At 36.2% G+C, this 24,292-nt stretch carries 19 protein-coding genes; 15 read left to right on the forward strand and 4 right to left on the reverse strand.

The window, feature by feature from the left end:
- Nucleotides 1–138: 138 nt before the first annotated feature.
- Both pheA and DRF65_RS12520 read right to left on the reverse strand, forming a co-directional pair.
- Nucleotides 139–987 (reverse strand): prephenate dehydratase, encoded by an 849-nt coding sequence (gene pheA, locus DRF65_RS12515; RefSeq protein ID WP_115971096.1) that lies wholly within the window; start codon nt 985–987, stop codon nt 139–141.
- Between the two features lie 133 nt (nt 988–1,120).
- Nucleotides 1,121–1,549, reverse strand: coding sequence for an acyl-CoA thioesterase (locus DRF65_RS12520; RefSeq protein ID WP_115971097.1), 429 nt, complete (start codon nt 1,547–1,549; stop codon nt 1,121–1,123).
- Between the two features lie 136 nt (nt 1,550–1,685).
- On the opposite strand from DRF65_RS12520, the gene dnaA reads away from it, so the two are divergent.
- The 6 genes from dnaA (at nt 1,686) to DRF65_RS12550 (ending at nt 6,226) form a co-directional block, all read left to right on the forward strand.
- Nucleotides 1,686–3,140, forward strand: coding sequence for a chromosomal replication initiator protein DnaA (gene dnaA, locus DRF65_RS12525; protein WP_045495212.1), 1,455 nt, complete (start codon nt 1,686–1,688; stop codon nt 3,138–3,140).
- 115 nt (nt 3,141–3,255) lie between these two features.
- A complete protein-coding gene (locus DRF65_RS12530) occupies nt 3,256–3,708 on the forward strand; it encodes a low molecular weight protein-tyrosine-phosphatase (RefSeq protein ID WP_115971098.1) in 453 nt (150 codons plus the stop codon).
- A 2-nt stretch (nt 3,709–3,710) separates the two neighbouring features.
- Nucleotides 3,711–4,211 (forward strand): nuclear transport factor 2 family protein, encoded by a 501-nt coding sequence (locus DRF65_RS12535; RefSeq protein WP_115971099.1) that lies wholly within the window; start codon nt 3,711–3,713, stop codon nt 4,209–4,211.
- 4 nt (nt 4,212–4,215) lie between these two features.
- Nucleotides 4,216–4,914 carry an SAM-dependent methyltransferase gene (locus DRF65_RS12540; protein WP_115971100.1) on the forward strand — a complete coding sequence of 233 codons (699 nt, stop codon included), beginning with the start codon at nt 4,216–4,218 and terminating at the stop codon, nt 4,912–4,914.
- Between the two features lie 5 nt (nt 4,915–4,919).
- Nucleotides 4,920–5,177, forward strand: coding sequence for a hypothetical protein (locus tag DRF65_RS12545; protein WP_115971101.1), 258 nt, complete (start codon nt 4,920–4,922; stop codon nt 5,175–5,177).
- A gap of 32 nt (nt 5,178–5,209) precedes the next feature.
- Nucleotides 5,210–6,226 (forward strand): hypothetical protein, encoded by a 1,017-nt coding sequence (locus tag DRF65_RS12550; RefSeq protein WP_115971102.1) that lies wholly within the window; start codon nt 5,210–5,212, stop codon nt 6,224–6,226.
- Between the two features lie 29 nt (nt 6,227–6,255).
- Here DRF65_RS12550 and DRF65_RS12555 read toward each other — a convergent pair whose 3' ends face one another.
- Entirely contained in the window at nt 6,256–6,729 is a 474-nt protein-coding gene (locus DRF65_RS12555) for an Mpo1 family 2-hydroxy fatty acid dioxygenase (RefSeq protein ID WP_115971103.1), read from the reverse strand.
- A gap of 73 nt (nt 6,730–6,802) precedes the next feature.
- Here DRF65_RS12555 and DRF65_RS12560 point away from each other — a divergent pair, with 73 nt between their 5' ends.
- From DRF65_RS12560 to DRF65_RS12590, 7 genes are all read left to right on the forward strand, one after another.
- The gene (locus DRF65_RS12560) at nt 6,803–7,648 is read left to right on the forward strand and encodes a helix-turn-helix domain-containing protein (RefSeq protein WP_115971104.1); all 846 of its coding nucleotides are present in this window, start codon (nt 6,803–6,805) and stop codon (nt 7,646–7,648) included.
- A gap of 89 nt (nt 7,649–7,737) precedes the next feature.
- Complete coding sequence (locus tag DRF65_RS12565; protein WP_115971105.1) at nt 7,738–9,048, forward strand: TolC family protein; 1,311 nt, start codon at nt 7,738–7,740, stop codon at nt 9,046–9,048.
- Nucleotides 9,049–9,070: 22 nt separating this feature from the next.
- Nucleotides 9,071–10,189 (forward strand): HlyD family secretion protein, encoded by a 1,119-nt coding sequence (locus DRF65_RS12570; protein ID WP_115971106.1) that lies wholly within the window; start codon nt 9,071–9,073, stop codon nt 10,187–10,189.
- A 100-nt stretch (nt 10,190–10,289) separates the two neighbouring features.
- Nucleotides 10,290–11,882, forward strand: a complete 1,593-nt coding sequence (locus tag DRF65_RS12575) for an MFS transporter (protein WP_115971107.1) — start codon at nt 10,290–10,292, stop codon at nt 11,880–11,882.
- A 406-nt stretch (nt 11,883–12,288) separates the two neighbouring features.
- The gene (locus DRF65_RS12580; protein ID WP_115971108.1) at nt 12,289–14,499 is read left to right on the forward strand and encodes a TonB-dependent receptor; all 2,211 of its coding nucleotides are present in this window, start codon (nt 12,289–12,291) and stop codon (nt 14,497–14,499) included.
- A 108-nt stretch (nt 14,500–14,607) separates the two neighbouring features.
- Nucleotides 14,608–15,417, forward strand: coding sequence for a siderophore-interacting protein (locus DRF65_RS12585; RefSeq protein WP_115971109.1), 810 nt, complete (start codon nt 14,608–14,610; stop codon nt 15,415–15,417).
- 1,135 nt (nt 15,418–16,552) lie between these two features.
- Nucleotides 16,553–17,257, forward strand: coding sequence for a class I SAM-dependent methyltransferase (locus DRF65_RS12590; protein ID WP_115971110.1), 705 nt, complete (start codon nt 16,553–16,555; stop codon nt 17,255–17,257).
- 196 nt (nt 17,258–17,453) lie between these two features.
- Here the strand turns inward: DRF65_RS12590 and metG are convergent, their stop codons facing one another.
- Nucleotides 17,454–19,490 (reverse strand): methionine--tRNA ligase, encoded by a 2,037-nt coding sequence (metG, locus tag DRF65_RS12595; protein ID WP_115971111.1) that lies wholly within the window; start codon nt 19,488–19,490, stop codon nt 17,454–17,456.
- A 331-nt stretch (nt 19,491–19,821) separates the two neighbouring features.
- Here metG and DRF65_RS12600 point away from each other — a divergent pair, with 331 nt between their 5' ends.
- The gene (locus DRF65_RS12600; RefSeq protein ID WP_123947334.1) at nt 19,822–22,671 is read left to right on the forward strand and encodes a SusC/RagA family TonB-linked outer membrane protein; all 2,850 of its coding nucleotides are present in this window, start codon (nt 19,822–19,824) and stop codon (nt 22,669–22,671) included.
- A gap of 13 nt (nt 22,672–22,684) precedes the next feature.
- On the forward strand, nt 22,685–24,277 hold the full coding sequence (locus tag DRF65_RS12605; RefSeq protein ID WP_115971113.1) for a RagB/SusD family nutrient uptake outer membrane protein: 1,593 nt from the start codon (nt 22,685–22,687) through the stop codon (nt 24,275–24,277).
- Nucleotides 24,278–24,292: the final 15 nt, after the last annotated feature.

The following is a 24,292-nucleotide window of genomic DNA, read 5'->3' on the forward strand; positions in this document are numbered from 1 at the left end:
TGTGGGTTGTTATTTTGATTTATAAGGTGCTGGTCAGGCATTTATTAATAAATCACATTACTTTTTTGGTTGTTACGATATAAAAAAAACACTGTTACTTTAACAGTGTTTTTTTATTAGGGATATGTTGGCTTATTTTTAACTTTCCAAAAGGAATTCTTTATAATTTCCAAGAAAATCCACATCAGCGTTGATGGATTCAAGTTCTTTCAGGGCATTTCCGTGTAGCACATCCTTCCATGAGCCTTCTACATTAATGAAGAAGAAATAATTTCCCAATCCTGTTTTTAATGTTCTGGATTCAATTTTGCTGAGGTTCATCTTTCGCCATGCAAAAACAGACAGCACCTGATGTAGGCCTCCAGGATGATCTTCAGGTAGGGTGATTAGCATTCCTGATTTCTCACCCAATGTTTCGAGTTGACTGTTATCATATCTGTTTTGTTGCTTTGAGATAATAATAAATCGGGTATGGTTCTGTTCAAAATCCTGAATATTACGGTTGATGATCTTTAAACCATATAAATTAGCTGCAAACTGATTGGCTACTGCTGCGATCTTCAGATCTTTATTTTCCGACACATATTTGGCAGCAGCGGCGGTAGAAGAAAAATCCTGTTTGGGAATGTCTTTGTAATGTGTATCCAAAGAATGGAAGCTCTGAGCCAATGCCTGTGGATGAGAATAAATCCTTTCTATCTCCTCAATAGAATTTTCAGGATGAATCATCAGGTGGTGAGCGATAGGCATTACAGCCTCCGCTTCAATTTTAATAGACGGTGTCTTATACAAATAATCCAGCGTCATTGATACGGTGCCTTCTATGGAATTCTCCAAAGGAACAACAGCTTTGAGTGTGTTTCCGCTTTCCACTGCACTAAAACAGTCCAGAATGCTGGCTTGTGGTAAAAGCTCATCATCAGGAAAAAGCTGTGCGGCGGCAAGCTGAGTAAAGCTGGCATGAGGCCCCAAAAATGCAATCTTCATAAGTAAATATATAAGGTGTTGTTGTTATCAAAAGACAAAGGTGCGAATTATAGTTCAAAGTTCAGCGGGAGAGTTCAGGGTTTAAAGTTTAAAGTTGGTTGACTGTAGGTGTCCTGTCTCCTGTTTTCAATCTTTATAAGGTGTCCTCTGTGGTCTCTTTCCAATTGCCTTCAATCATCTTCATCAGGAAATCCGGACATTTGATAACTTTATTGGTTTGGGCATCTAAAAAGAAAAGGGTAGTGGAGGCCTCGGTAATTTTAATATGCTCTTCATTGTAAATTTCATATTCAAATTCAATTCTTACTCCGGGAATTTTTTTTACATAAGTGTGAATTTCTAATTTTTGATCATACAAAGCTGGGCGAATATACTTAATTTTGTAGTCTGAAACAGGCAGCCAAATTCCTTGGTTTTCAATTTCATCGTATGAAATTCCTATACTTCTGAAGAGTTCAACCCGGCCTACTTCAAAGTACTGGGCGTAGTTACCATAATATACATATTTCATAGGGTCTGTTTCTGCGTAACGTACTCTAATTGAGTGAGTTGTGTGTATCATTTTAGGTCTTAAATTATACATACAAATATATTTTTAAATAATCAATACCTGCAATATTTTTTTTTAAAAAGAAAATATTGGACCTTTGTCTCCCTTCTAAAAACAGTACAAACAAAAGAATAATCAGGGCATAAAAATGGATGACAATTTAATGATGATATGGCAGAAATGCCTTCAGTTTATGCGCGATAACCTGAACGCAGCTGAAGATAATTCTGACCTGAAAAAACTTGAGAAATCTTTCGATATGTTATTTGATAAGGTACAGCCACTTTCATTAGTGTCTAATAACCTTACACTTATCGTACCGAGCGATTTTTACAAGGAATATATTGAGGACAATTACCTGTCCTTACTTTCTGCTGCCCTGAAGAAAAATGTAGGAAAAGGAGTGAAGTTATGGTATTCTGTAATGGAAAACAGGCCAAAAGGTGAAGAAAAACCGGTTACCATGAACATGAAGGGACAAAGTGTTCCTACTCCAAAAACACAGGAAACAATGCCACAAGGATTCTCAGCTAATATTGTAAACCCTTTTGTGGTCCCTGGAATTAGAAAAGTAAATATTGATTCTAATCTGAAACCAGACTATTCTTTTGATAGTTATGTAGAAGGAGAAAGTAATAAATTTGCAGCTACCGTAGCAAGATCTATTGCTAAAAGACCTGGAGCTACAGCATTCAACCCATTATTCTTATACGGAGGATACGGAGTAGGAAAAACCCACTTAGGTCAGGCTGTTGGTCTTGAAGTAAAGAATCAGTTTCCAGACAAGGTAGTTCTTTATTTATCTTCAGAAAAATTCATCCAGCAGTTTATTTCAGCTGCTAAAGCACATAAGCAAACAGAATTTGCAAACTTCTATCAAATGGTAGATGTACTGATTATTGATGATATTCAGTTCTTATCAGGAAAATCAGCAACACAGGATAGCTTCTTCCACATTTTCGATCACCTGCATCAAAATGGAAAGCAGATTATCCTTACTTCAGATAAAGCACCGGCAGATATTATGGATATTCAGGACAGGATTGTTTCCCGTTTCAAATGGGGACTTTCTGCAGAGATCAAATCTCCGGATTTATCTACAAGAAGACAGATTATTGAAGATAAGCTAAGCAGAGACGGAATCGTTCTTCCTGGAGATATGCTGGATTTCCTTGCTGTTGAAACGAAAACAAACGTAAGAGAATTAATTGGGGTTATCAATTCGGTAATTGCATATTCTACAGTATATAAGAGAGATCTAAGTCTTGAATTGTTAAAGGAAACCATCAACAGAATTGCAGCCAACCAAAAGAAGGTGATCAATATTCCTTATATTCAGGAAGTGGTATGTGACTATTTTGGAATCAAAAAAGAGCAGCTTCTATCCAAAACGAGAAAAAGAGAAATCGCATTACCAAGACAATTGGCCATGTATTTCTCAAAAGAGTTTACCAACTCCACATTCACTAAAATTGGAGAAGAAATGGGCGGAAAAGACCACTCTACAGTAATGTATGCATGTGATACTATCAAGGACGTTTCGAAAATTGATAAAGAAATTAAGAAATACGTTAAGGATCTTACCGAAAGAATTAAGCAGTAAGATGATCTTAATCTAAAATATTTAAAAATGAAGAATAGTTTTATTCTTCATTTTTTATTTAGTTTTGTTACAGCAATACATTTTGATTGCCATTTAATTTATTAAATATCAGACTATGAAAATCCTGATGGTTTGCCTCGGAAATATTTGCAGAAGCCCTTTGGCAGAAGGAATTATGAAAACAAAAGTGCCGGAAAATTTTGTGGTAGACTCTGCCGGAACCATTGCTATGCATGAAGGGGAACATCCGGATAAAAGAGCCATTAAAACAGCAGCTAATCATCATATTGATATTTCCAGACAGAGATCAAGGCCTATTACCAGAGCAGATTATGAAACTTTTGATAAGATCTACTGTATGGATATAGATGTGTTTGAAGATGTTGTTTCCAAAGCTAAAAATGAAGAAGAACGCCAGAAAATATCATTGTTTCTGAAGGTATTGGGAGATCGCGAAAATGCTGAGGTTCCGGATCCGTATTGGGGAGATTTGAAAGATTTTGAAAATGTTTTCCAGCTTTTGGAAAAGGGATGTGATGCTATCAGAAAGCAAATCCTAATAACATAACCATGAAAAAACTGCTATTACTACTCATCGTAAGCTTTAATTTCTCTTTTGCTCAGACCAAAGATGAAACAGAAATCCTTAAAGTAATGAATGACTTTATGGAAAGTATTAAAACAAGAAATGAACCCAGATATCTGTCTCTATTCCAGGAACCAGTGCTCTGGACAGGAATTTATAAAGACAGAACACAGGCTAAACGTCTGGAGAAAAATCCCAAGGCAGAATATTATTTTGCCGATGATTATAAAACTTTCATCAAAGGCTTTAAAGATGATAAATCTGAAGAAAAATTTGACAATATTAAAATCGTTGAGGATGGAGGAGTAGCTTCTGCCAATTTCGATTACAGTTTTTGGTATGACGGAAAAATGGAAAACTGGGGAAAAGAAATCTGGACACTGATGAAAATCAACGGAATCTGGAAAATAACCTCTGTAACCTTTTCTATGGACCTTGCGAAATACTTCCCACAACCATCATTAAACGAAAGAACTAAAAAATAAAACAATGCTTTTTTTACTCCCTGCTTACTTATCAGAAAATACTTCAATCACTCATTTTGCACCTGTTATTAAGGAATATATCATGCAAACCGATTACTTCTTTGTGGAAAATGAGAAAACGGCCAGAAAGGTCGTTAAATTCTTTGCTCCTGAAAAGAAACAGGCAGATTTGAAGCTGTTTTTATTGGATAAGTATACAGAAAATGCAGATATTAAAGAAGCCCAGCAGCTTATGTTGAAAGGGCAGGATTTCGGATTGCTTTCAGAAGCAGGATTACCATGTATTGCAGATCCTGGAAACCTGATGGTAAAATGGTGCCATGAAAAGAATATCAGAGTAATCCCTATTTCAGGACCTTCATCCATTATTCTGGCTTTAATTTCCAGTGGTTTTAATGGACAGGAGTTTACGTTTAACGGATATCTTCCTATTGATAAAGGAGAAAAGAAGAAACAAATCCAACAGTTGGAAAGCCTGGTTCAGAAAACTGGTTATTCTCAGATCTTTATGGAAACTCCTTACAGAAATAACCAGCTTATTGAAGATCTTACAAAATTCTTATCACCTAATACCAAGTTGTGTATTGCTGCCAATATTAATGATCCGGAGCATGAATTTATTAGTACTAAAACAATAAAGGATTGGCAGAAACAAAAACCTGAACTTCATAAAGTTCCTGCTGTATTTGTACTTGGAAAATAAAAAAAATGATGAAGAATAACCCATTTCTTACTGTTTTTCTATTATTTGGTATTCAGGTATTGCTTATCAAATACCTGGATTATCTGGATCTTGAGATGGGACAAGGTTTATATCTTGCTTTTGTTTGTTTTTGTATTCCCACCATCTCTATCATTCTTAATTGGTTTACCGGAGAGTCCAGATATAAAAAATCATTCAGGTATTTTACTTTTTTTATGGTAATAGCTTCCCTCTTGGCATTTGTAGCATTGTCATATTTATAGGGGTTTTAGGAAGAGTTTATCAACATTAAAGTATGAAAAAAACGACTATAGATTATCTTAATTTTGGGTTGGCAGGCATTTTTATTGGAATGCTTATTCTCTATGGAGTTACCTTACTTCAAAAAAAGGAATTTGATAGATTAAACTGGTCGGCAAAAATCATCGGTATAAAGCCTGAGTCGGTAGATGAAAAACCAGGAATGCTGAAGATTCTTGATGCTGTTTTCATCAATAGTTTTAATAAGTATGTAACCAAATTAGATGATGTTTCTCCTCTGTTGATTTTTTCCCACGAAGAATCAGATTCTGGCTCTTTTCGGACCCAAAATGATCTCTTACCTGATTCCTTATCTGTTAAATATTTTTCTTTTGAAGATAAAAAGTTTTATCATTTAAACGCAAAGCTTTCTTTGGAAAAAATGTATAATTGTTTAGAAGATAAAGATTTAGAGGCTAACTTGAAGATAGAGATTCATCCGGGTGGAAAGATTTCTTTGAAGGTTGAACAGCCGGAATCTGAAAATTTCGGAACAAAATTAATACATAATTTTCAGGCCAAGGAAATTCCAGGAACATTAAAAATGCTGGTTGATGGTTCAGATCGGAAAGAGTATGACTTTTCTCTGATGAAGGGGTTGTCCGATTATTCGGATATTCTTACTCAAAAATATCTATGGGAAGTAAAAATTGAAACTGAAGGTTCTGAGGATATTTTAAACACTTCAGCATATAACTTTTATGGTAAATCAATAAGAACGGATAATGAAACTTTTGAAGATGTCCTGTTAAGAGATATTCCGGAAAGCATTGTGATTAAATGGGGAAATAAACAACATTATGAAATTGGTTATTCTTTTGACGGTCAGGAAATTTTAGATGCTTTTAAAGATCTCGATAAGATAAAGAGTAGTGAACCTGCAGTGATAACTTTTAAGTTATTAAAAAATTCTCTTCCAAAAGCTGAAATATCTAAAGCTGGGAAGACAATTAAGTTAAAAGATACTTACCCGAACTATCCTGCAAAAATTAATTATAGATTGGGATGTTAAATAGAAAATTCTGGAAGATCTTTTTAGAATTAATACCTGATCCCGGTCTTTTTAAGAATAAAACTTAAAAGCCATATCGGCCCAATCAGCAGAAACTGGATATCTTTAAGAAAAGACGGCTTTTTTCCTTCAATCTTATGTCCGATAAACTGGAAAATCCATGTAATCACAAAAACACCGAAGTAAAGTATCCAGGTTTGTTTGCCGAGGGTAATGTTGGTAAGATAAATACAATGTTCTGCCAAAAGCACAATCAAAATCATGGTGATTCCGATTAGTAAAGAAAGCCTTACATAATATAAACTTATCAGGGCAACAGCTACCAAACTTACAATACTGATACACCCAAAATAGGAAATGCAGAAATGAGAGGAAGGAATTAAGGAAATAAATCCAAGGATAGAACAAAAAATAAGAGGTACACAAAACCAATGAATGAACTTGTTAGTCGCATTTCTATGGCTTTTACTATATTCTGCAAATAATAAATCAACCTTTCTCATACTGACAGGAATTGGATAATTGCTAAAATAATAAAATTTTGTAATCAGTGGTAAGATTGCTTACATTTGTGTTATGTCTGCCTTAGAAAAGTTCGGAGTAGAAATATCTACGGAACGTAATATTTTTGAAAGAATTGCCGTTGATAAACCCTTTCGGCCTGAAAATCCGGCATTTATTTTTATTAAATCAGGAACCATAAAACTTCGCCAGCACTTCAGTGATCTGGAAGTTTCTGCCAATATGTTTATGGTAACAGATCCACAGACTATTTATGAAGTAGTAGCGGTAAGTGATGACTTTCAATCAAGAATGGTTTCCTATAAAAGGGATTTTATTTCGGCGCTATCGTTAAAATTCAATAGACTGATTACATACCGATATTTCAGACAGCAGATGAATAAAGGTGTTCCCTTTCCTGAGAATGAAATGGAAGTGGTCTGGAAAAGTGTCAATTTCCTGAAATTTATCCTTGATTCTGAAACTGAAATGCTGTACAAAAAAGAAATGGTAGAACATCTTTTCTCTGTTTTCTGTTATCAGATGGCCGGAATTATTTCAAAGGAAGATAATAATTCCATGAACCAGATGTCCAGACAGGAAGAAATTGTATTCGTTTTTCTTACTGATCTTTCCGAGCATCATCTCACAGAGAGAACGGTAGAGTTCTATGCCGAAAGACAATCCATTACAACCAGACATTTGTCAGCAGTAATCAAAGAGGTAACAGGGAAGTCAGCAAGCCAGATTATTGCTTTAATTGTGATTAATGAAGCAAAAGTACTTCTAAACTCTTCTAATAAACCTGTTTCTGAGATTTCTTCTATCCTTGGTTTTAGCGATCAGTATGCATTTTCTCACTTTTTTAAAAAACATCTGGAGGTAAGCCCAAGACAATACAGGCATCAGTTCGAAAGCTAAAATCTTACATTTGAACATCTTTTTCCAAAAATCAAACATTTGATTGAATTTGTTGTTGTCCTAACTTTGCATCTGTAAAACAAGGTAAAATGACAAAGAAAATAAAAACAGCACTATCAGTTCTGATAGCAGCTTTTCCTGCGCTGTTTTTTTCACAACAGATTAAACAGTTGACCGCAGGGGAGATTGCTGAACTGGCAGTTCAGAATCATCAGCAGTTGAAGGTTTCCGCTCAGAATATTGATATTGCAAAACAGAATATCAATGTTGTTAAGCTTCAGAAACTTCCAACCATCACGGCTTCTACAAGCCAATTCTATTTGGGAGATGCAGTAGCCATCGATAAAGATTTTTCAAATTCTACAAAGGTTCCTATGCCTCATTATGGAAGCTCCTATGCTGTTCAGGCAACGCAGCTGATCTTTAAAGGAGGGTTGGTAAATAAATCTATTGAAATGGCAGGGCTTCGTGAACAGCTTTCTGAACTGGATCTGGAGAAAAATAAACAGGATGTGAAATTTTTAGTAATTTCAAACTATCTGGATGTCTACAAGATTATCAATCAGGAAGACGTGTTTCAGAATAACAAAAAGTTAGCTCAGGAACGTCTTAAGAATATTCAGAAATTCTATCAGCAGGGGATGGTGACCAGAAACGAAGTGATTCGTGGTGAGCTTGCCCTTAAAAATCTGGATCAGGGTATTCTGACGCTTTCAAATAATAAAAAAATCCTTAATTATAATTTAAATATTGCTTTAGGTTTATCTTCTGATACTGAAATTGTTCCTACTGAAAATCTGGAAAATAAAGAATCAGGAATCGGAATAGATTATTATATGAATCTTGCTCACGAAAGCAATCCGGTGTTGAAGTCAGCACAGAAAAATATAGCAGTAGCCGATAAAAATATTGAAATTATTAAAACCGATAATTCACCTACTGTAGCAGGATTTGGCGGATATACTTTACAAAGACCAATTACTACGAGAAACCCTGTCTTGGATATGTATTCAGGAGGTTGGCAGACAGGTGTTTCTCTTAGTTACAATATCGATACCCTGTATAAAACAAAAGAAAAAGTAAAATTAGGTGAACTGCAGAAGAATCAGGCCAATGATGCGATGACTTTGGTTCAACAGAATGTAGATATGGGAGTGAATGCAGCGTATACCAAATATCAGGAGTCTATTCAGCAGGCAGATATTTTAAATGATTCCAAAAGGCTGGCAGAGGAAAACTATAAAATTACCGAAGCCAAATATCTGAATCAATTGGCTGTACAGGCGGAAATGATTGATGCTCAAAACCAGAAACTGCAATCGGAATTGGATTATGCCAATGCAGAGATCAATGTTTTGTATCAATATTATAACCTTTTGAAAGCTACGGGAACACTTTAATTTTTAAACTGAAATCAACACAATGGAAAACAAGGAACAAACTACTCAAAATACTACATCAACTCCCGCAAAACCAGCGGCAGACAACAAAAAAAAGCAGAATAAGAAAAATAAAATCAGAGCGATTATTTCCAATATCGTCGTTTTTCTGGTGATTGGATTCGGATTATTCTGGCTTATTCGTGAATATTTTCACATCGGAAATAAAACCTATACAGAAGCGGCTCAGGTAGAAGAATTCATTAACCCGATCAACACAAGGGTTTCTGCTTATATCAAAGAAATTAAATTTATTGAGCACCAAAGAGTTAAAAAAGGAGATACACTGGTTATTTTGGATGAACGTGAAATCATTACCCAACTGGGACAGGCAGAAGCAGCTTACCAAAATGCTATGGCTCAGAAAACAGCAACCAGCTCTTCTGTAAATACAGTTTCCAATAACGTAAATGTAATGGAATCTAATATTGCAGGGGCAAAAGCAAGACTTTGGAATGCTGAGCAGAATCTGAACAGATACAAAAACCTTTTATCTGCAGAAGCGGTAACAAGACAACAGTACGATCAGGTAAAAACTGAATATGATGCCCAGAAAGCAGCCTATGAGACGTTGGTGAACCAAAAACAATCGGCAAATCTTTCTACTACAGAAGTGAAAAGCAGATTGGGAATTAACGAGGCAGAGATTAAAAGAACAAAATCTGCACTGGATATGGCGAGAATCAACCTTTCTTATACTGTTATTACTGCTCCTTACGATGGAGTGATGGGAAGAAGAACAATTTCTGAAGGTCAATTGATTCAGCCGGGTCAGCAAGTAGCAACCATCGTATTAAACGGTCAGAAGTGGGTAACAGCCAACTTCCTTGAAAGCCAGATGCCTAATATTAAAGTAGGAGAGAAGATGATAATGACGGCAGATGCATTGGGTGGAAAGCAGTTTGAAGGAGTTGTAACCGCTGTTTCTGCTGCTACCGGATCAAGATATTCAAGTGTGCCAACCGATAATTCGACCGGTAACTTCATTAAAGTACAGCAGAGAATCCCTGTAAGAATAGAGTTCACTGCTTCCAACAAAAAAGAAGATCTGGAGAAGTTAAGTGCAGGAATGAATATGAATGTGAATATTAATAAAGACTAGAAGATGGAAGATATCAGATTCCAGGCATTATGGAGTGTAAAGAATTAAGGTTGAATATTGAAAGTCTGCCATCTGATATCTGAAATCTATTATCTACAATATGTACAACAAAGGATTATATAACGACTGGGTACCTAAACCCATACAGCTCCTGCTGATTGTATTGCTGCTTGCTGTGGTAATGCCGATTGGTGGGGTGTATACCGGGAACATTAGCTCTTTGGTGAGTGGTACCGGAGCGATGACAGAATATTTTATGTGGGCAAATTATGCAACCACTATTGGAATGGGAGCGTGTATGCCGGTTGTTATCAGAATTAAAATGAGATTTAAAGTAAGAGACAAATTGGTGCTGTTATTGGTTCTTTTAGGATTATTAAGCTACATCAATTCTACTACTTTACAGCCGATGATCTTTGTTTTTTCCGCTTTACTGATCGGATTTATGAAGATGATGGTAACTATAGAACTCTTCCTGCCATTGATGGTAATGATTGGGAACAGAGGGATTTTTTATGGAGCATTTTATACATTTGTTCTGGTGATGAATCAGGTAGCTGTGTATTATTCAGCAGAGTTTGCTCTTCTTTATAATTGGCAGCAGTATTATGTTTTTACAGCAGTTTTATGCTTTATTTTAGCTTTGATACACTGGATTTTCATGCATAACAAATACTTTGCCCTGAAAGTTCCATTGCATTATATTGACTGGCTGAGTATCCTGCTTTTCATTTCAACCTTTATGTTTTCGGCCTATGTGTATGCATTCGGAAGACAACAGGACTGGTTGAATTCAAAGAATATCATTAATGCAAGTATTGCAGCTTTTGTAAGTTTTGCATTGCTTTCCATTCGGCAGTTAACTTTAAAGAGACCTTATCTTTCTTTTAAAATTTTTACAAAAAGTAATGTACAGAACGGTTTATTTATGCTGTTCTGGCTGGGGATGTTCTTAGGAACGGCTTCCCTTCAGAATACTTTTGCTGTAGGAGTTTTAGGGTATGATCAGTTAACCAATGCGAAACTGAGCATGATGATGATTCCGGGAATCATGGTGGCTGGGGTGATTGCTATATTTTGGTTTAAAAAAGAAAAACCATTGAAAATGTATATTTTTTCAGGATTTGCAGGAATGATAGGATATGCAATTATCATGTATTTTTCCATGGTTCTGGAATTCAATTATGATAACTGGTACTTACCTATGTTTTTAAAAGGCTATGGAATGTGTTCCCTGTTTATCTCTGTGTGGTTTTATACTTTAGACAAGCTTGAAATGGATGAAATGCTGGCAGCGATCGGATTGGTATTGGTTTGGAGAACCTTCTTAGCTGTAGGTATTTTTTCAACCCTATATTCATGGTTACAGTACCGTTTTCAGGTTACCGCAATAGGAGATCTTGCTGTTTATATGGATGGCATGACGGTAACTCCGCAGAATGTGATAGCCAATATGAAAGCCATTCAGCTTAATGCGATTCTGGTAGCCACTAAAAAGATATTCGGATTTATAATTCTGATTGGTTTTGGAGTCCTTTTGTATGTGGTAACCCATCATTTCGGGGCTAAAAGATTCCAGTATTTCAAATTTATCAGAGTACTTGGCGGGAAATCTGTTATTGCAAGAAGAAGACTTCGTGAACGCAAAAGATTATTAGAAGAAATAAAAGACGCAGCAGGGCCTGCGATGTAAAGATACCTTGTTTTTCACTGTAAGATCCTGGTCCTTAGTTGGGCTGGGATCTTATTATTTTTGGTAGGGAAGTGGGAGGCTGGAAGAGGGAAGTTATGATAGACGGTTAAGATCTATATCTCAATTTTTATAGATGGAATACTGCATATTGAACTTAAGTTTTATAAGGCGGGAAGCGGGAGGCTGGAAGAGGGAAGTTATGATAGACGGTTAAAGACTGTTGCTCAGTGTAAGAAAATTATTGAAAAGTAGTTATAGCTATACTGATGACATAAATAACTTCCTGTCCCCAGCTTCCATCTTCCAGCCTTTACATCAAAAAAGTGAAAAATTTCATCTTTTCTTATTTTTATTGTTTCTAAATAAGAATTACCTTTGCCGGATTATAAAACTTTGATTTGAAGGAATGAAAAAGCAGTACGCATTCATAGGTCTATTGGCATCGGGATTACTATTTTCCCAAACTGTTAGAGATTCTGTAGCCTCTAAAGGTATAGAAGATGTTGTCATCGTAGCATCCAGAAAACCTACCAAAATATCTGAGATTCCCGGTACCGTTTGGGTTGTTCAGAAAGAAAAAATTCAGGAACAGGCCAAAAGCGGGGTTCCGATTAAGGAAATGTTATCCATTTTAATTCCAAGTATGGATATTGGTCCGCAAGGAAGAACAAACTACGGACAGAATATGAGAGGACGTTCTGCCCTGGTAATGATTGACGGAGTTTCTTTGAACAGTATCCGTGCCATCAGCCGTCAGCTGGATGCCATTGATCCGTTTAATATTGAAAGAATCGAGGTGCTTTCCGGAGCCAGCTCTGTCTACGGTGGAAATGCAACCGGTGGTATCATTAATATTATTACAAAAATACCATCCAAAAAAGGAATCAGCGGAGAAACTGAACTGGGTGTACGTACAGGATTTATGGGAAAAGATGACCATGATTTCCGTGCAGCACAATCTATTGCAGGAAAAGGAGAAAAGTTCTTCGGGAGACTGGGAATTGCTTATCAGCAGAATGGTGGAGTATATGGAGCTGATCAGAAACAGCTTTTTACAGATATTACCCAAACCGATCTTCAGTATAACCAATCTATTGATGTCCTTGCAACCGGAGGATATCAATTTAACAACAAGCATAAAATAACAGCTTCTGTTCAATATTATAACTCAAAATTCAATGGTGACAGAAGTTTATATTTAGGACAAAACCTAAGCGCATTTACCAAGAAAGACGGAAGTCTACTGGAGATGAGAGATGGGTTTTCTTCCGATAAAAATGTAGGTACAGAGCGCTATATGGCAACAGTAGCCTACAATGGAAATAATATTCTGGGTGGGCAGGGTCTTTATATTCAGCTTGCCACGAGAGGAGAAAAACTAGGATTTTATCCTTTCCCCGGAAATGTAAAGCTGGACAAAACGAGTATGGCTTATATGTCTTCTTCACAGCAGGATACTTATTATTCTGGAATTAAAGCTTTATTGTCAAAATCATGGAAGGGATTGAATGTTACTTATGGAGCTGATATAGATTTTGAAAAGTTTGAAGGAACACAATCGGTATATGATATTACTAAAACAATGTCCAGTGGCGGATTAATTAACCAGACTCAATACAGGTTAGGAAGATATCCTACTAACCATTCTCAAAGTTATGCAGGATATGTTCAGGCAAAATTTAACATTATTCCAAAGTTACAGCTTAATGCAGGAGTACGTTACCAGCACATCAACGTAAAAATGGATGATTTTGTAGGCTCTGTACAACAGACACAGATTGCTATGGGATATGGAGCCTCCGCTTCAGCCATTCCGGGAGGAGAAAGCTCATATAATGTCACATTAGCCAATGCCGGATTACTGTATAAAATCAGTGAGCAGCACCAGGCATGGGGAACATTCTCCCAAGGTGCAAGCTTAGCAGATCCTGCTAAATATTATGGAATAGGAACCTATAAACTGAACGGAACCCATTGGGATGTAGTTTCCAGTATCAATGTCAAAGAGCAGCCTTTACAGGCCATCAAAACCAATCAGTTTGAAGTAGGATACCGTATTAATAAAGGTGGGTTGAGAGCACAGGTTGCCGGATTCTTAAGTAATTCTGACAAAACTGTAGCTGTAGATAAAAATACATTCCAGATTCTTGTTAATGACCTGAAATTAAGAAATATGGGAATTGAAGCTGAGATTTCTTATTCTATGAACAACGGAGTGTATTTCGGAGCAAGTGGATTATTGATCAAATCTGAAGTAGACAATAAGGGCGAATGGCAGAAACAGGAAATTTACAATGCTTCTCCATCAAAATTAGTAACATACATTGGATATAACGTGAAAAACTGGTCGTTCAGGTTCCAGTCTTTACAGAATTTCAAGCAGAAGGATGAGCTTAATAATGTAGTGGAAGGATACAATACATCAGACCTTATGATAGGCTACCGATTCCAGTTTGGGAAGTTCAATCTTGGAATTCAGAATCTGTTCAATACGGATTACCAGACCATCTGGAGCAAGCGTTCCCAGATTTTATACTCAAGCTACGGAATTCCGGACTTGTTTAATTATAAAGGAAGAGGCAGAACATTCAACCTGTCTTATACTTTTGAATTTTAAAAAAATAAGATTAAGGTATTATGCCTTAGTCTGAATCAAATACTTTCTATAAATCCGGTTTCTGATATTGATCGGAAGCCGGATTTTAACTTAAAAATAAATTCAGTTATGGCTCAAATTTCAACAGGGCAGTTCATTGCCGAAGTTACCAGAAAAGAATACATCACCTATCATTTTATCAGAGTGTATCTGTATTCTCCCGAAGTTCATTTGTTTAAAAATACCACGATAGGAGACAATAATAAAATTGCCATTCCTCCCGTTGGATTAAACGAAGTGCATTTCCCAACTATAGAAAATGATGAATGGGTATATCCGCCAAAAGAAGTGGCTCCATCCATCAGGACATATACGCATAGGGGAATTGATCTGGAAAAGAATGAAATCTTTATTGATTTTGTAGATCATGGAGACGGAGGTCCGGCCTCAAAATGGGTAAGAGAAGCAAAAGCAGGTTCAAAGCTTGGAGTAATGATGCGTCTTGGTGAAAAAGAGCTGTATCCTGAAGCAGAATGGTATTTATTGGCAGGTGATGCTACGGCAATTCCTGTATTAAGTGCTATTTTAGAAACCCTTCCGGAAACAGCAAAAGGAATCTGTATTATCGAAGTTCACGGAAAAGAAGATGAGCAGATCTTAGAAACTAAAGCAGATATTGAGTTTAGATGGCTTCATAATTCCCAGCCTCAGGTCAGCAGTGAAATTGCTGATGTGGTAAAGAGTATAGAGATTCCTGAAACATCAAAATTTGGCTATGTAGCTTGTGAATTCTCTAGTGTTAAAGAAATACGCACTTATCTTAGAAAAGAAAAGAACTGGACCTCAAAAGAACTCTACGCTTTTTCTTACTGGAAAGCCGGTAAAGCAGAGAACGAGTCGCAGGAAGACAGGCACGAAGAGAAGGAATCAATAGCATAATGGAGTTAAGGTAAGGGACCTTTTTAATGCAGTGCCTTTGCGAACGGATAGTGATCATAGCGTTTTAAATCTATCATTTTAACGCTGAGTTTGCAAAGATTTAAAATAAAATATATAAATACGTTCGCAAAGACGTTTCACTTAGCAAAGGCTGTAATCCGGAGTCTTCGCTGAACGCAGTGCCTTTGCGAACGGAAAGCTAAGCAGGATTAAAGTTATCTTAGCTATCATAGCGTTTTAAATCTATAGTTGAACTAACGTTATCATTTTAACGCAGTGTTCGCAAAGATTTAAAATAGAATACATAAATACGTTCGCAAAGGCGTTTCACTCAGCAAAGGCGGTAATCCTGAGTCTTCGCTGAACGCAGTGCCTTTGCGAACAGAAAACTAAGTAGGATTAAAGTTATCTTAGCGATCATAGCGTTTTAAATCTATAGTTGAACTAACGTTATCCAGTGTTCACAAAGATTTAAAATAAAATATATAGATACGTTGGCAAAGGCGTTTCACTTAGCAAAGGCTGTAATCCGGAGTCTTCGCTGAACGCAGTGCCTTTGCGAACGGAAAGCTAAGCAGGATTAAAGTTATCTTAGCGATCATAGCGTTTTAAATCTATAGTTGAACTAATGTTATCATTTTAACGCAGTGTTCGCAAAGATTTAAAATAAAATATATAAATACGTTCGCAAAGGCGTTTCACTTAGCAAAGGCTGTAATCCGGAGTCTTCGCTGAACGCAGTGCCTTTGCGAACAGAAAACTAAGTAGGATTAAAGTTATCTTAGCGATCATAGCGTTTTAAATCTATAGTTGAACTAACGTTATCCAGTGTTCACAAAGATTTAAAATAGAATACATAAATACGTTTGCAAAGCTGTTTCTCTCAGCAAAGGTTGTAATCTAGCTGAATGAAATGTCTTTGTGATCTTAAAAAAGCACGGGCATCCTCAAAAATCCTTGCAATTTATTGTGTTATATTTATGTATTTAGATAAAATGTGAGCAATAGTTTTATTCCGAATTGAGGGATAAAGAGAATAAAGTTCTGTAAGGGAAAAAACAATGAGAACTTCGTAACCAGAAAACCCGAACTTCAAACTTTGAACTTTACCCTCTGAAGCCGTATCTTTGCTGCTATGAAAGATTTAATGGGCCAAGCGATCTGGGATTATTATCACGATGAAAATCCTCAAGACCTGCAAACAGAAACTTCAATTTCTGAATTGGATGAACTTCCTGTAGATTATTTATTCAGGGATTTTGAAGAGATGAATGATATTGAGCAGAAAGCTTTACAACTTTCAAAAGGTAAAGTTCTGGATATTGGAGCAGGAGCCGGTTCACATGCTTTATATCTTCAGAATGCAGCTGATCTTGATGTCACAGCGTTGGATATTTCTCCGAAATCCATTGAAGTTTGTCAGTTAAGAGGAATTAAAAAGGCTGTTTGTAAAAACATCCTTGATTTTTCAGGGGAAACGTTTGACACTGTTTTATTGTTGATGAATGGTACCGGAATCTTTGAAGGATTATCTAAAATAGATCCTTATCTTCAGAAGCTAGGAGCATTACTGAATGAGGGTGGACAAGTTCTGATCGACAGTACGGATATTCTTTATATGTTTGACCGAGATAAAGACGGCGGAGTATACATTCCTGCCGGAGGGTACTACGGAGAACTCGAGTATATTGTTCATTATAAAGGTGAATCTGAAAAACCGATCACATGGCTTTACTTAGATTTTAATACGTTGAAGAATGCTGCAGAACACAATGGCTTTAAAGTTGAAAAGATATTGAAGGACGAAGATTCTTATTTAGCAAGACTGACCAAAAAATAAATTATTTTAACGATATTCATTGGAAACGGGCTTTAGCCCGTTTTGTTTTTTATATTCTTTCCATAGGCTTTGGCCAAAACTTATTTCGGAATGATCTGCGAAATCTGTGAGATCTGTGGGAGAACACTTTTTCACCATCAAAAAAGAAAGGCTGTCTCCCATAGAAACAGCCTTTAATCTTTATAGTAAGGAAAAATTATCCGATTTCAATACCGTTTTCAACATTGCTGTCATCCGGTGTTACGAAAGATAATTTACCATCAGGTTTAGTTGTTAATAATAACATCCCCTGAGATTCAATGCCTCTGATCTTTCTTGGAGCAAGGTTTAATAAAATCATCACCTGCTTTCCAATTATTTCTTCAGGAGTAAAGCTTTCCGCAATTCCTGAAACCACAGTTCTTACATCCACTCCTGTATCTACAGTCAGTTTTAGCAATTTATCTGCTTTTTCTACTTTTTCAGCTTCTAAAATGGTGGCTGTTCTAAGATCTATTTTAGTAAAATCATCAAAAGTGATTTCTTCTTTCATTGGATTAGCGTTAGGGTTTGTTTTCTTATTGTTTTGTTTTGTGTTTTCCAGCTTCTGGATCTGAGCTTCGATTACACTGTCTTCAATTTTAGTAAATAATAAGGGTGCTTCTTCAATTTTATGCCCACTTTCAATATGGATTTCAGTATTTTGTAAATCATTCCAATTCTTCTTCTCGATATTGAAGTATCCAAATAATTTTTCTGCTGAAAACGGCATAAATGGTTCACATAACTGAGCAACAACTGCTGCAATTTGAGCTCCTACAAATAAAGATTGTGCAGCTTCTTTTGGATCGTTTTTAATCGTTTTCCAAGGCTCTGCATTCTGAAGATATAAATTACCATAGTCTACTAAGCCCATAAATGCATTTAAAGCATTTCTAAACTCATATTTTTCAAGGTAATTTTTAACATCTTCAATTGCTGTTTTAATTGCAGCTTTGCTTGTTTCATCTAAGATCCCATCTGGAACTTTACCTTCAAAATTCTTATTTGTGAAGGAAATAACTCTATTAATAAAATTACCAAATTTGTTTACTAATTCAGAATTGTTTTTCGTCTGGAAATCCTTCCATGTAAAGTTATTATCCTTTGTTTCAGGTGCTGATGAAAGAAGAGCATATCTTAAAACATCCTGTTGTCCAGGGAATTCTTCTACATATTCATGAGCCCATACTGCCCAGTTTCTTGATGTCGAGATTTTATCATTCTCAAGGTTCAGGAATTCAAAAGCAGGCACATTTTTAGGCATGATATAGTCTCCGTGAGCCTTCATCATTGCCGGGAAGATAATACAGTGGAATACGATATTATCCTTTCCGATAAAGTGTACCAGGTCACTGCTTTCACTTTGCCAGTAATCTTTCCAGTCTTTTCCGTTTTTCTCAGCCCATTCTTTAGTAAATGAAATATATCCGATTGGAGCGTCAAACCAAACATAAAGAACTTTTCCTTCTGCATTCGGAAGCGGAACCGGGACACCCCAGTTCAGGTCTCTGGTCATAGCACGGGGCTTTAAACCATCATTTAGCCATGATTTAACCTGACCATATACGTTAGGTTTCCAGTCATCTTTGTGACCTTCAATAATCCATTCGTTTAAAAAGTCTTCATATTCATTCAAAGGAAGGTACCAGTTCTTTGTATCTTTAAGAATAGGAACATTTCCACTAAGCATTGATTTCGGATTGATCAGTTCTGATGGAGAAAGGGTAGACCCACATTTCTCACATTGATCTCCATAAGCATTTTCATTACCACAATTCGGACAAGTTCCTACAATATAACGGTCAGCAAGGAATTCTCCTGCCTGCTCATCAAAATACTGTTCAGAAACCTCTTCCGTGAATTTTCCTTTTTCATAAAGAACTTTGAAGAAATCCTGACTGGTCTCATAATGTTTTGGGGAAGTGGTTCTTGAATATTCATCAAATGAAATTCCAAGATCTGAAAAAGATTTTTTAATGATCCCATGGTATTTGTCCACGATATCCTGAGGAGTAACCCCCTCTTTTTTAGCTCTTATGGTAATAGGAATACCATGCTCATCCGAACCACAGATAAACGCTACATCTTTTCCTAATCTTCTCTGAAATCTTGCGTAAACATCCGCAGGAATATAAACACCTGCCAAATGCCCTATATGAACCGGACCGTTTGCATAAGGCAAAGCTGCCGTAATCATCTTTCTGTTTGACATTTATAGTAAAGTTTTAACAGCAAAGATAAGGATTATCTCTTGAATACCGCTCTTTGTGGAGTTATTATAGTAAAAGCTACTGTTTTTTGTGCTTGAATATGAATTTAAGTTAAACGTTTGTTTAACTTTATGTTAATGTAAGATAAATATTATGCATTACATACTATCGTGTAAAATATTGAGGTGTATAATTTTAACTAAAAACGGTTTCGTAATATACATAAATTTATCATAATTTATATTAAAATTATAATAATTCTATTTTTTTTTTAAATTGCAACACTGGTATCAAGCCAGAATAAGACTGAAACGAAACTATAAAAATAAGATTGTGAAGAATTTTACAACAGTATTAAAAATAGCGCCTGCTTTCTTACTGGCAAGTACAGTAATGCACGCGCAGACTAAAGACTCTATCACCAAGGAGAAGAAAATTGAGGAAGTGGTTTTGATTGGGTATGGTGCTAAAAAGAAGTCTGATCTAACGGGTTCTGTAACTGCAGTTTCTGAAAAAGACTTTAATAAAGGAGCAATCGTATCCGCAGATCAATTAATCAATGGTAAAGCCCCGGGGGTGAGAATTACCAGCGATGGGGGAGCTCCGGATTCAAAGCCTAATATTAGGATTAGAGGAGGCGCTTCTTTAACGGCAAATAATAATCCATTAATTGTTATTGATGGTGTTCCCTTGGATTCTTCAAATCCTGCAGGAGTTTCCAATCCATTATCATTAGTAAATCCCAATGATATTGAATCCTTTTCAATACTGAAAGATGCTTCTGCAACAGCTATTTATGGTTCCAGAGCTTCAAACGGGGTTATTATTATTACCACAAAGAAAGGATCCTCTGGAAAAATGAGAATCAATTATAGTGGAAATATCTCAATAGGAAAAGTGACCAAGGCTATTGATGTTATGGATGGGCCTACTTTTGAAAAATTTATGAGGGAATATAACAATAAACCTGAATATATTGACATGTTGGGCGTGAAAGAAAACGGAAAGCAGGTCATGTACAATACCAATTGGCAAGATGCAATTTTTAGAACTTCTGTTTCTACAGACCATAACCTGAGCATCAGATCTAATCTGTTTAAATCAATCCCTGCCAGATTTTCATTAGGATATAATAATACACAGGGGATCGTAAAGACCAATGATTATGACAGGTACACCGCGTCAATGAAGTTAACACCAACTTTATTTGATAACCACCTGAAAATTGATATTAATGTAAAGAATATTTTTTCTAATAAAAATACGATTGACGCAGATGGAGCAATTGGAGCTGCAATAACCGCAGATCCTACAAAACCGATATATAATCCGGATGGAAGTTATTATCAAAGTTTTAACGGATATGTAATGACAGGAGCAAGAAATCCTGTAGCGATCCTGATGCAGCGTACAAGACCGGAGAAAGTACAGAAATTCCTTGGAAATATTGAACTTGATTATAAAATGCATTTTCTGCCGGACTTAAGAGCAGTTGTAAACTTAGGGGCAGAATCTTCTTATGCAAAAATCCGTGAAGTGTATGCTGAGAATTCTTTACAGTCGTACAGAACTGTTTATCAAAATAGTACTGCGGTTGGTGGGGTTTATAATCCTGGACTGAATTATGGAGAAGAACAAAATATCTTCAATAAACTTTTAGATGCTTATTTAGTATACAGTAAGAAGTATGATGATAAGTTTATTTCAAAGTTTGATGTTCAGGGAGGCTATTCCTATCAGAATTTTGATAATAAAGGAAAGAAGCAGTTCTTTAATATGGATAACCCGTCAGGGATCCGTGAAGAAACTCCATATAATAAATATATTAATGATTACAGGAATGTACTGAACATTCAGTCGTTCTTTGGAAGAGCAAACATTGATATCAAGAATAAATATTTATTCACTCTGAGTTATCGTGCAGATGGTTCGTCATTATTTCCTACCAATAAAAGATGGGGACATTTCCCGGCAGCAGCTTTTGCTTGGAAGCTTAATGATGAAAAATGGATGAAAAATTCCGGGTTTTCAGAGTTGAAATTAAGATTAGGCTGGGGTAAAACAGGACAGCAGGATATAACAGGATCTGCAGGTTTCTATCCTTATAGCCCCCTATATCAGATTGGGGATGTTAGATATTTCTATTTCCCAAGAACAATTTTACCGGATGGCACTATTATTCCTGAATTGTATACTGCACTGGCTTATAATCCATATCTGACATGGGAAAAAACAACTACCTATAATGCTGGAATAGACTTTAGTACTAAAAACAGAAGAATATCCGGATCTATTGAATATTACCAAAGAAAAACAACCGATTTATTGGCTCAGGTTTCTTTCCCTCCCGGACAGATGCTTTCAAATGAGTTCATTGATAACGTAGGAAGTCTTACAAATAAAGGTTTTGAAGCGTCTTTTAATGTAAATCCTGTGAAAACTCAGGATCTGAACTGGGATCTGAATGCAAACGTTGCTTATAATATAGGAACGGTGGATGATTTGAGAGGAAGAGACAAAGTAGGAGCTAATGAATCTTCTCTGGCTTTTTCTGGAACAGGAGTTATTTTGGCATATCATGCTGTTGGGCAGCAGCCTTATTCCGCATGGGTATACCAACAGGCTTATGACAATGATGGAAGAGTAGTTCCAGGAGCATTTGTAGATAAAAATGGAGATGGAATCATCAGTGATGCTGATAAATCTTTTGTTCCCCTTAGACCTAAATGGACATTTGGATTCGGAACATCAGTGAATTATAAGAACTTCGATTTATCAGCTAGCTTCAGAGGACAGCTTGGAGGAAAAGTTTATTATGCTGCAAGAGTAAACAGAGGATTTACAGAAGCTTCTAATCCTGTAAACAGTAATAGTCTTTATAATGTTCTTAATTTTTATGATGGGGCAGCAGATCCAAGATTTAAAGCAAAAGGAGATGCAGAAGGACTGTCAGATTATAACTTACATGATGCTACTTTCTTACGTTGTGAGAACATTACATTAGGATATAAATTTGATAAACTGTTTAAGGGTACTACTTTAAGAGTTTATGGTGCCGTAAATAACGCATTTATTATTACTAATAATTACGTAGGTCAGGATCCTGAAAACTTCAATGCGATAGATGCCAACTTCTATCCAAGACCTAGAATATACACTTTTGGAGTAAATCTTGATTTTTAAAAATTGACACACAATGAAACTTAATAAATTAAAAATAATACTTTTATCATTCGCTTTAGTTTCCACAACTTCTTGCCTGAATGAATTAAATACAGAACCTGAATATCTTTTAACTCTGGATCAGCTTCTTCAGTCTCAGCCTAATGCTGCCAATGGCCTTTTAGCAAAGGTTTATGCTTCTTTATCCATGTCAAGTGCAAAAGGGCCGGGTGAAGCAGATATCACAGGAGATGATAAAGGAGAAACCGTATTTCTGAGAGGGATTATCAATCTTGAAGACTTTACGGCAGACGGAATGAAAAACAGATGGGGTGATAATGGGCTGGACCAGTTAACAACAACAACGAAATGGACTTCTGATAACAAGTTTTTCAGATACCTGTTTGATAGAGTGTACTATACGGTGCCTCAGGCAAATGCGTTGATTGAGGCTTTTGGAAAGGCTAATATCAATAATAAAGAACAATACATCGGCGAGTTAAGATTCATCAGAGCCTTTGCTTATTTCTATATGATCGACTGTTTTGGAAAGGGAGTAATTGTTACAGAAAAAGACCTTGCCAATCCAACACCTAAAGAGCAGGCATCCAGAATAGAATTGTTTAAGTATGTTGAAAGTGAATTGTTGGCAATAGAACCTACTATCGCCAGTAAAACTGAGTACGGTCACGTAAACAAAGCAACAGTACAGATGCTGTTGTCAAGACTGTATCTTAATGCTCAGGTATATACAGGTACAGCAAGATGGAATGATGCTGCTACTTATGCCAAAAAAGTAATTGATGAAGGAGGATATACTTTAGATACCAATTTTGTGAGAATGTTCTCTGCAGACAATAATACTTCTCCTGAAATCATTTTTCCATTAATTGCTGACCCAATCGGAACACAGAGTTATGGTAACTCTACTTATATCATTAATGGAAGTACCGGAGGAGCTCCTTCTACCTTAAATCCGGCTCTGCTTGGAATTAAAGGAGACGGATGGGGAGGTCACAGAGCTTCAAAAGCCTGGTATGGTCTGTTTGGAAACAGTCTTACTGATTATAGCGGTGGTAGTGCAAGTGCTTTAGCAGCTACTCAGGATCAGAGAGGGAAGCTATTCTGGCAGACAGGTCATGAATATGAAATGACTGACTATAAAACATGGGCAGACGGTTATCCTTCAACAAAGTTCAGAAACTTAAGAACATCAGGTTCTTCTGAAACTACAGATTTCTCAGGATCAGATTTTCCTGTATTCAGGTTATCAGAAGCATATCTTACTTATGCAGAATGTGCAATCAGAGGCGCTTCTACTGCAAACCTGGGACAGGCTTTAATCTATATGAATGAATTGAGAGGAAAAAGAACTGCTTCTCAAATCAATACAGGTAATCTTACTTTAGATTTTATTTTAGCAGAAAGAGCAAGAGAATTCAACCTGGAAGGGCAAAGAAGAACAGACTTGATCAGATTTGATAAATTTACAGGCGGTTCATACCTATGGCCATGGAAAGGAGGTGTAAAAGATGGAACTGCAATTTCATCCAATTATAATGTATTCCCTATTCCGAATACAGCCTTGTCCTCCAACCCGAATTTAACACAAAATCCAGGGTATTAATTTTTAAAACTGAAA

It is taken from the genome of Chryseobacterium pennae (genome assembly GCF_003385515.1).
Lineage (GTDB): Bacteria > Bacteroidota > Bacteroidia > Flavobacteriales > Weeksellaceae > Chryseobacterium > Chryseobacterium pennae.

Coding starts and splice junctions, on each gene's coding strand:
- DRF65_RS12605 (WP_115971113.1), top strand. CDS start 22,685: ATGAAACTTAATAAATTAAAAATAATACTTTTATCATTCGCTTTAGTT.
- dnaA (WP_045495212.1), top strand. CDS start 1,686: ATGGATGACAATTTAATGATGATATGGCAGAAATGCCTTCAGTTTATG.
- DRF65_RS12560 (WP_115971104.1), top strand. CDS start 6,803: ATGTCTGCCTTAGAAAAGTTCGGAGTAGAAATATCTACGGAACGTAAT.
- DRF65_RS12555 (WP_115971103.1), bottom strand. CDS start 6,729: ATGAGAAAGGTTGATTTATTATTTGCAGAATATAGTAAAAGCCATAGA.
- DRF65_RS12580 (WP_115971108.1), top strand. CDS start 12,289: ATGAAAAAGCAGTACGCATTCATAGGTCTATTGGCATCGGGATTACTA.
- DRF65_RS12585 (WP_115971109.1), top strand. CDS start 14,608: ATGGCTCAAATTTCAACAGGGCAGTTCATTGCCGAAGTTACCAGAAAA.
- DRF65_RS12590 (WP_115971110.1), top strand. CDS start 16,553: ATGAAAGATTTAATGGGCCAAGCGATCTGGGATTATTATCACGATGAA.
- DRF65_RS12520 (WP_115971097.1), bottom strand. CDS start 1,549: ATGATACACACAACTCACTCAATTAGAGTACGTTACGCAGAAACAGAC.
- DRF65_RS12545 (WP_115971101.1), top strand. CDS start 4,920: ATGATGAAGAATAACCCATTTCTTACTGTTTTTCTATTATTTGGTATT.
- DRF65_RS12575 (WP_115971107.1), top strand. CDS start 10,290: ATGTACAACAAAGGATTATATAACGACTGGGTACCTAAACCCATACAG.
- DRF65_RS12530 (WP_115971098.1), top strand. CDS start 3,256: ATGAAAATCCTGATGGTTTGCCTCGGAAATATTTGCAGAAGCCCTTTG.
- DRF65_RS12565 (WP_115971105.1), top strand. CDS start 7,738: ATGACAAAGAAAATAAAAACAGCACTATCAGTTCTGATAGCAGCTTTT.
- pheA (WP_115971096.1), bottom strand. CDS start 987: ATGAAGATTGCATTTTTGGGGCCTCATGCCAGCTTTACTCAGCTTGCC.
- DRF65_RS12570 (WP_115971106.1), top strand. CDS start 9,071: ATGGAAAACAAGGAACAAACTACTCAAAATACTACATCAACTCCCGCA.
- DRF65_RS12540 (WP_115971100.1), top strand. CDS start 4,216: ATGCTTTTTTTACTCCCTGCTTACTTATCAGAAAATACTTCAATCACT.
- DRF65_RS12550 (WP_115971102.1), top strand. CDS start 5,210: ATGAAAAAAACGACTATAGATTATCTTAATTTTGGGTTGGCAGGCATT.
- metG (WP_115971111.1), bottom strand. CDS start 19,490: ATGTCAAACAGAAAGATGATTACGGCAGCTTTGCCTTATGCAAACGGT.
- DRF65_RS12535 (WP_115971099.1), top strand. CDS start 3,711: ATGAAAAAACTGCTATTACTACTCATCGTAAGCTTTAATTTCTCTTTT.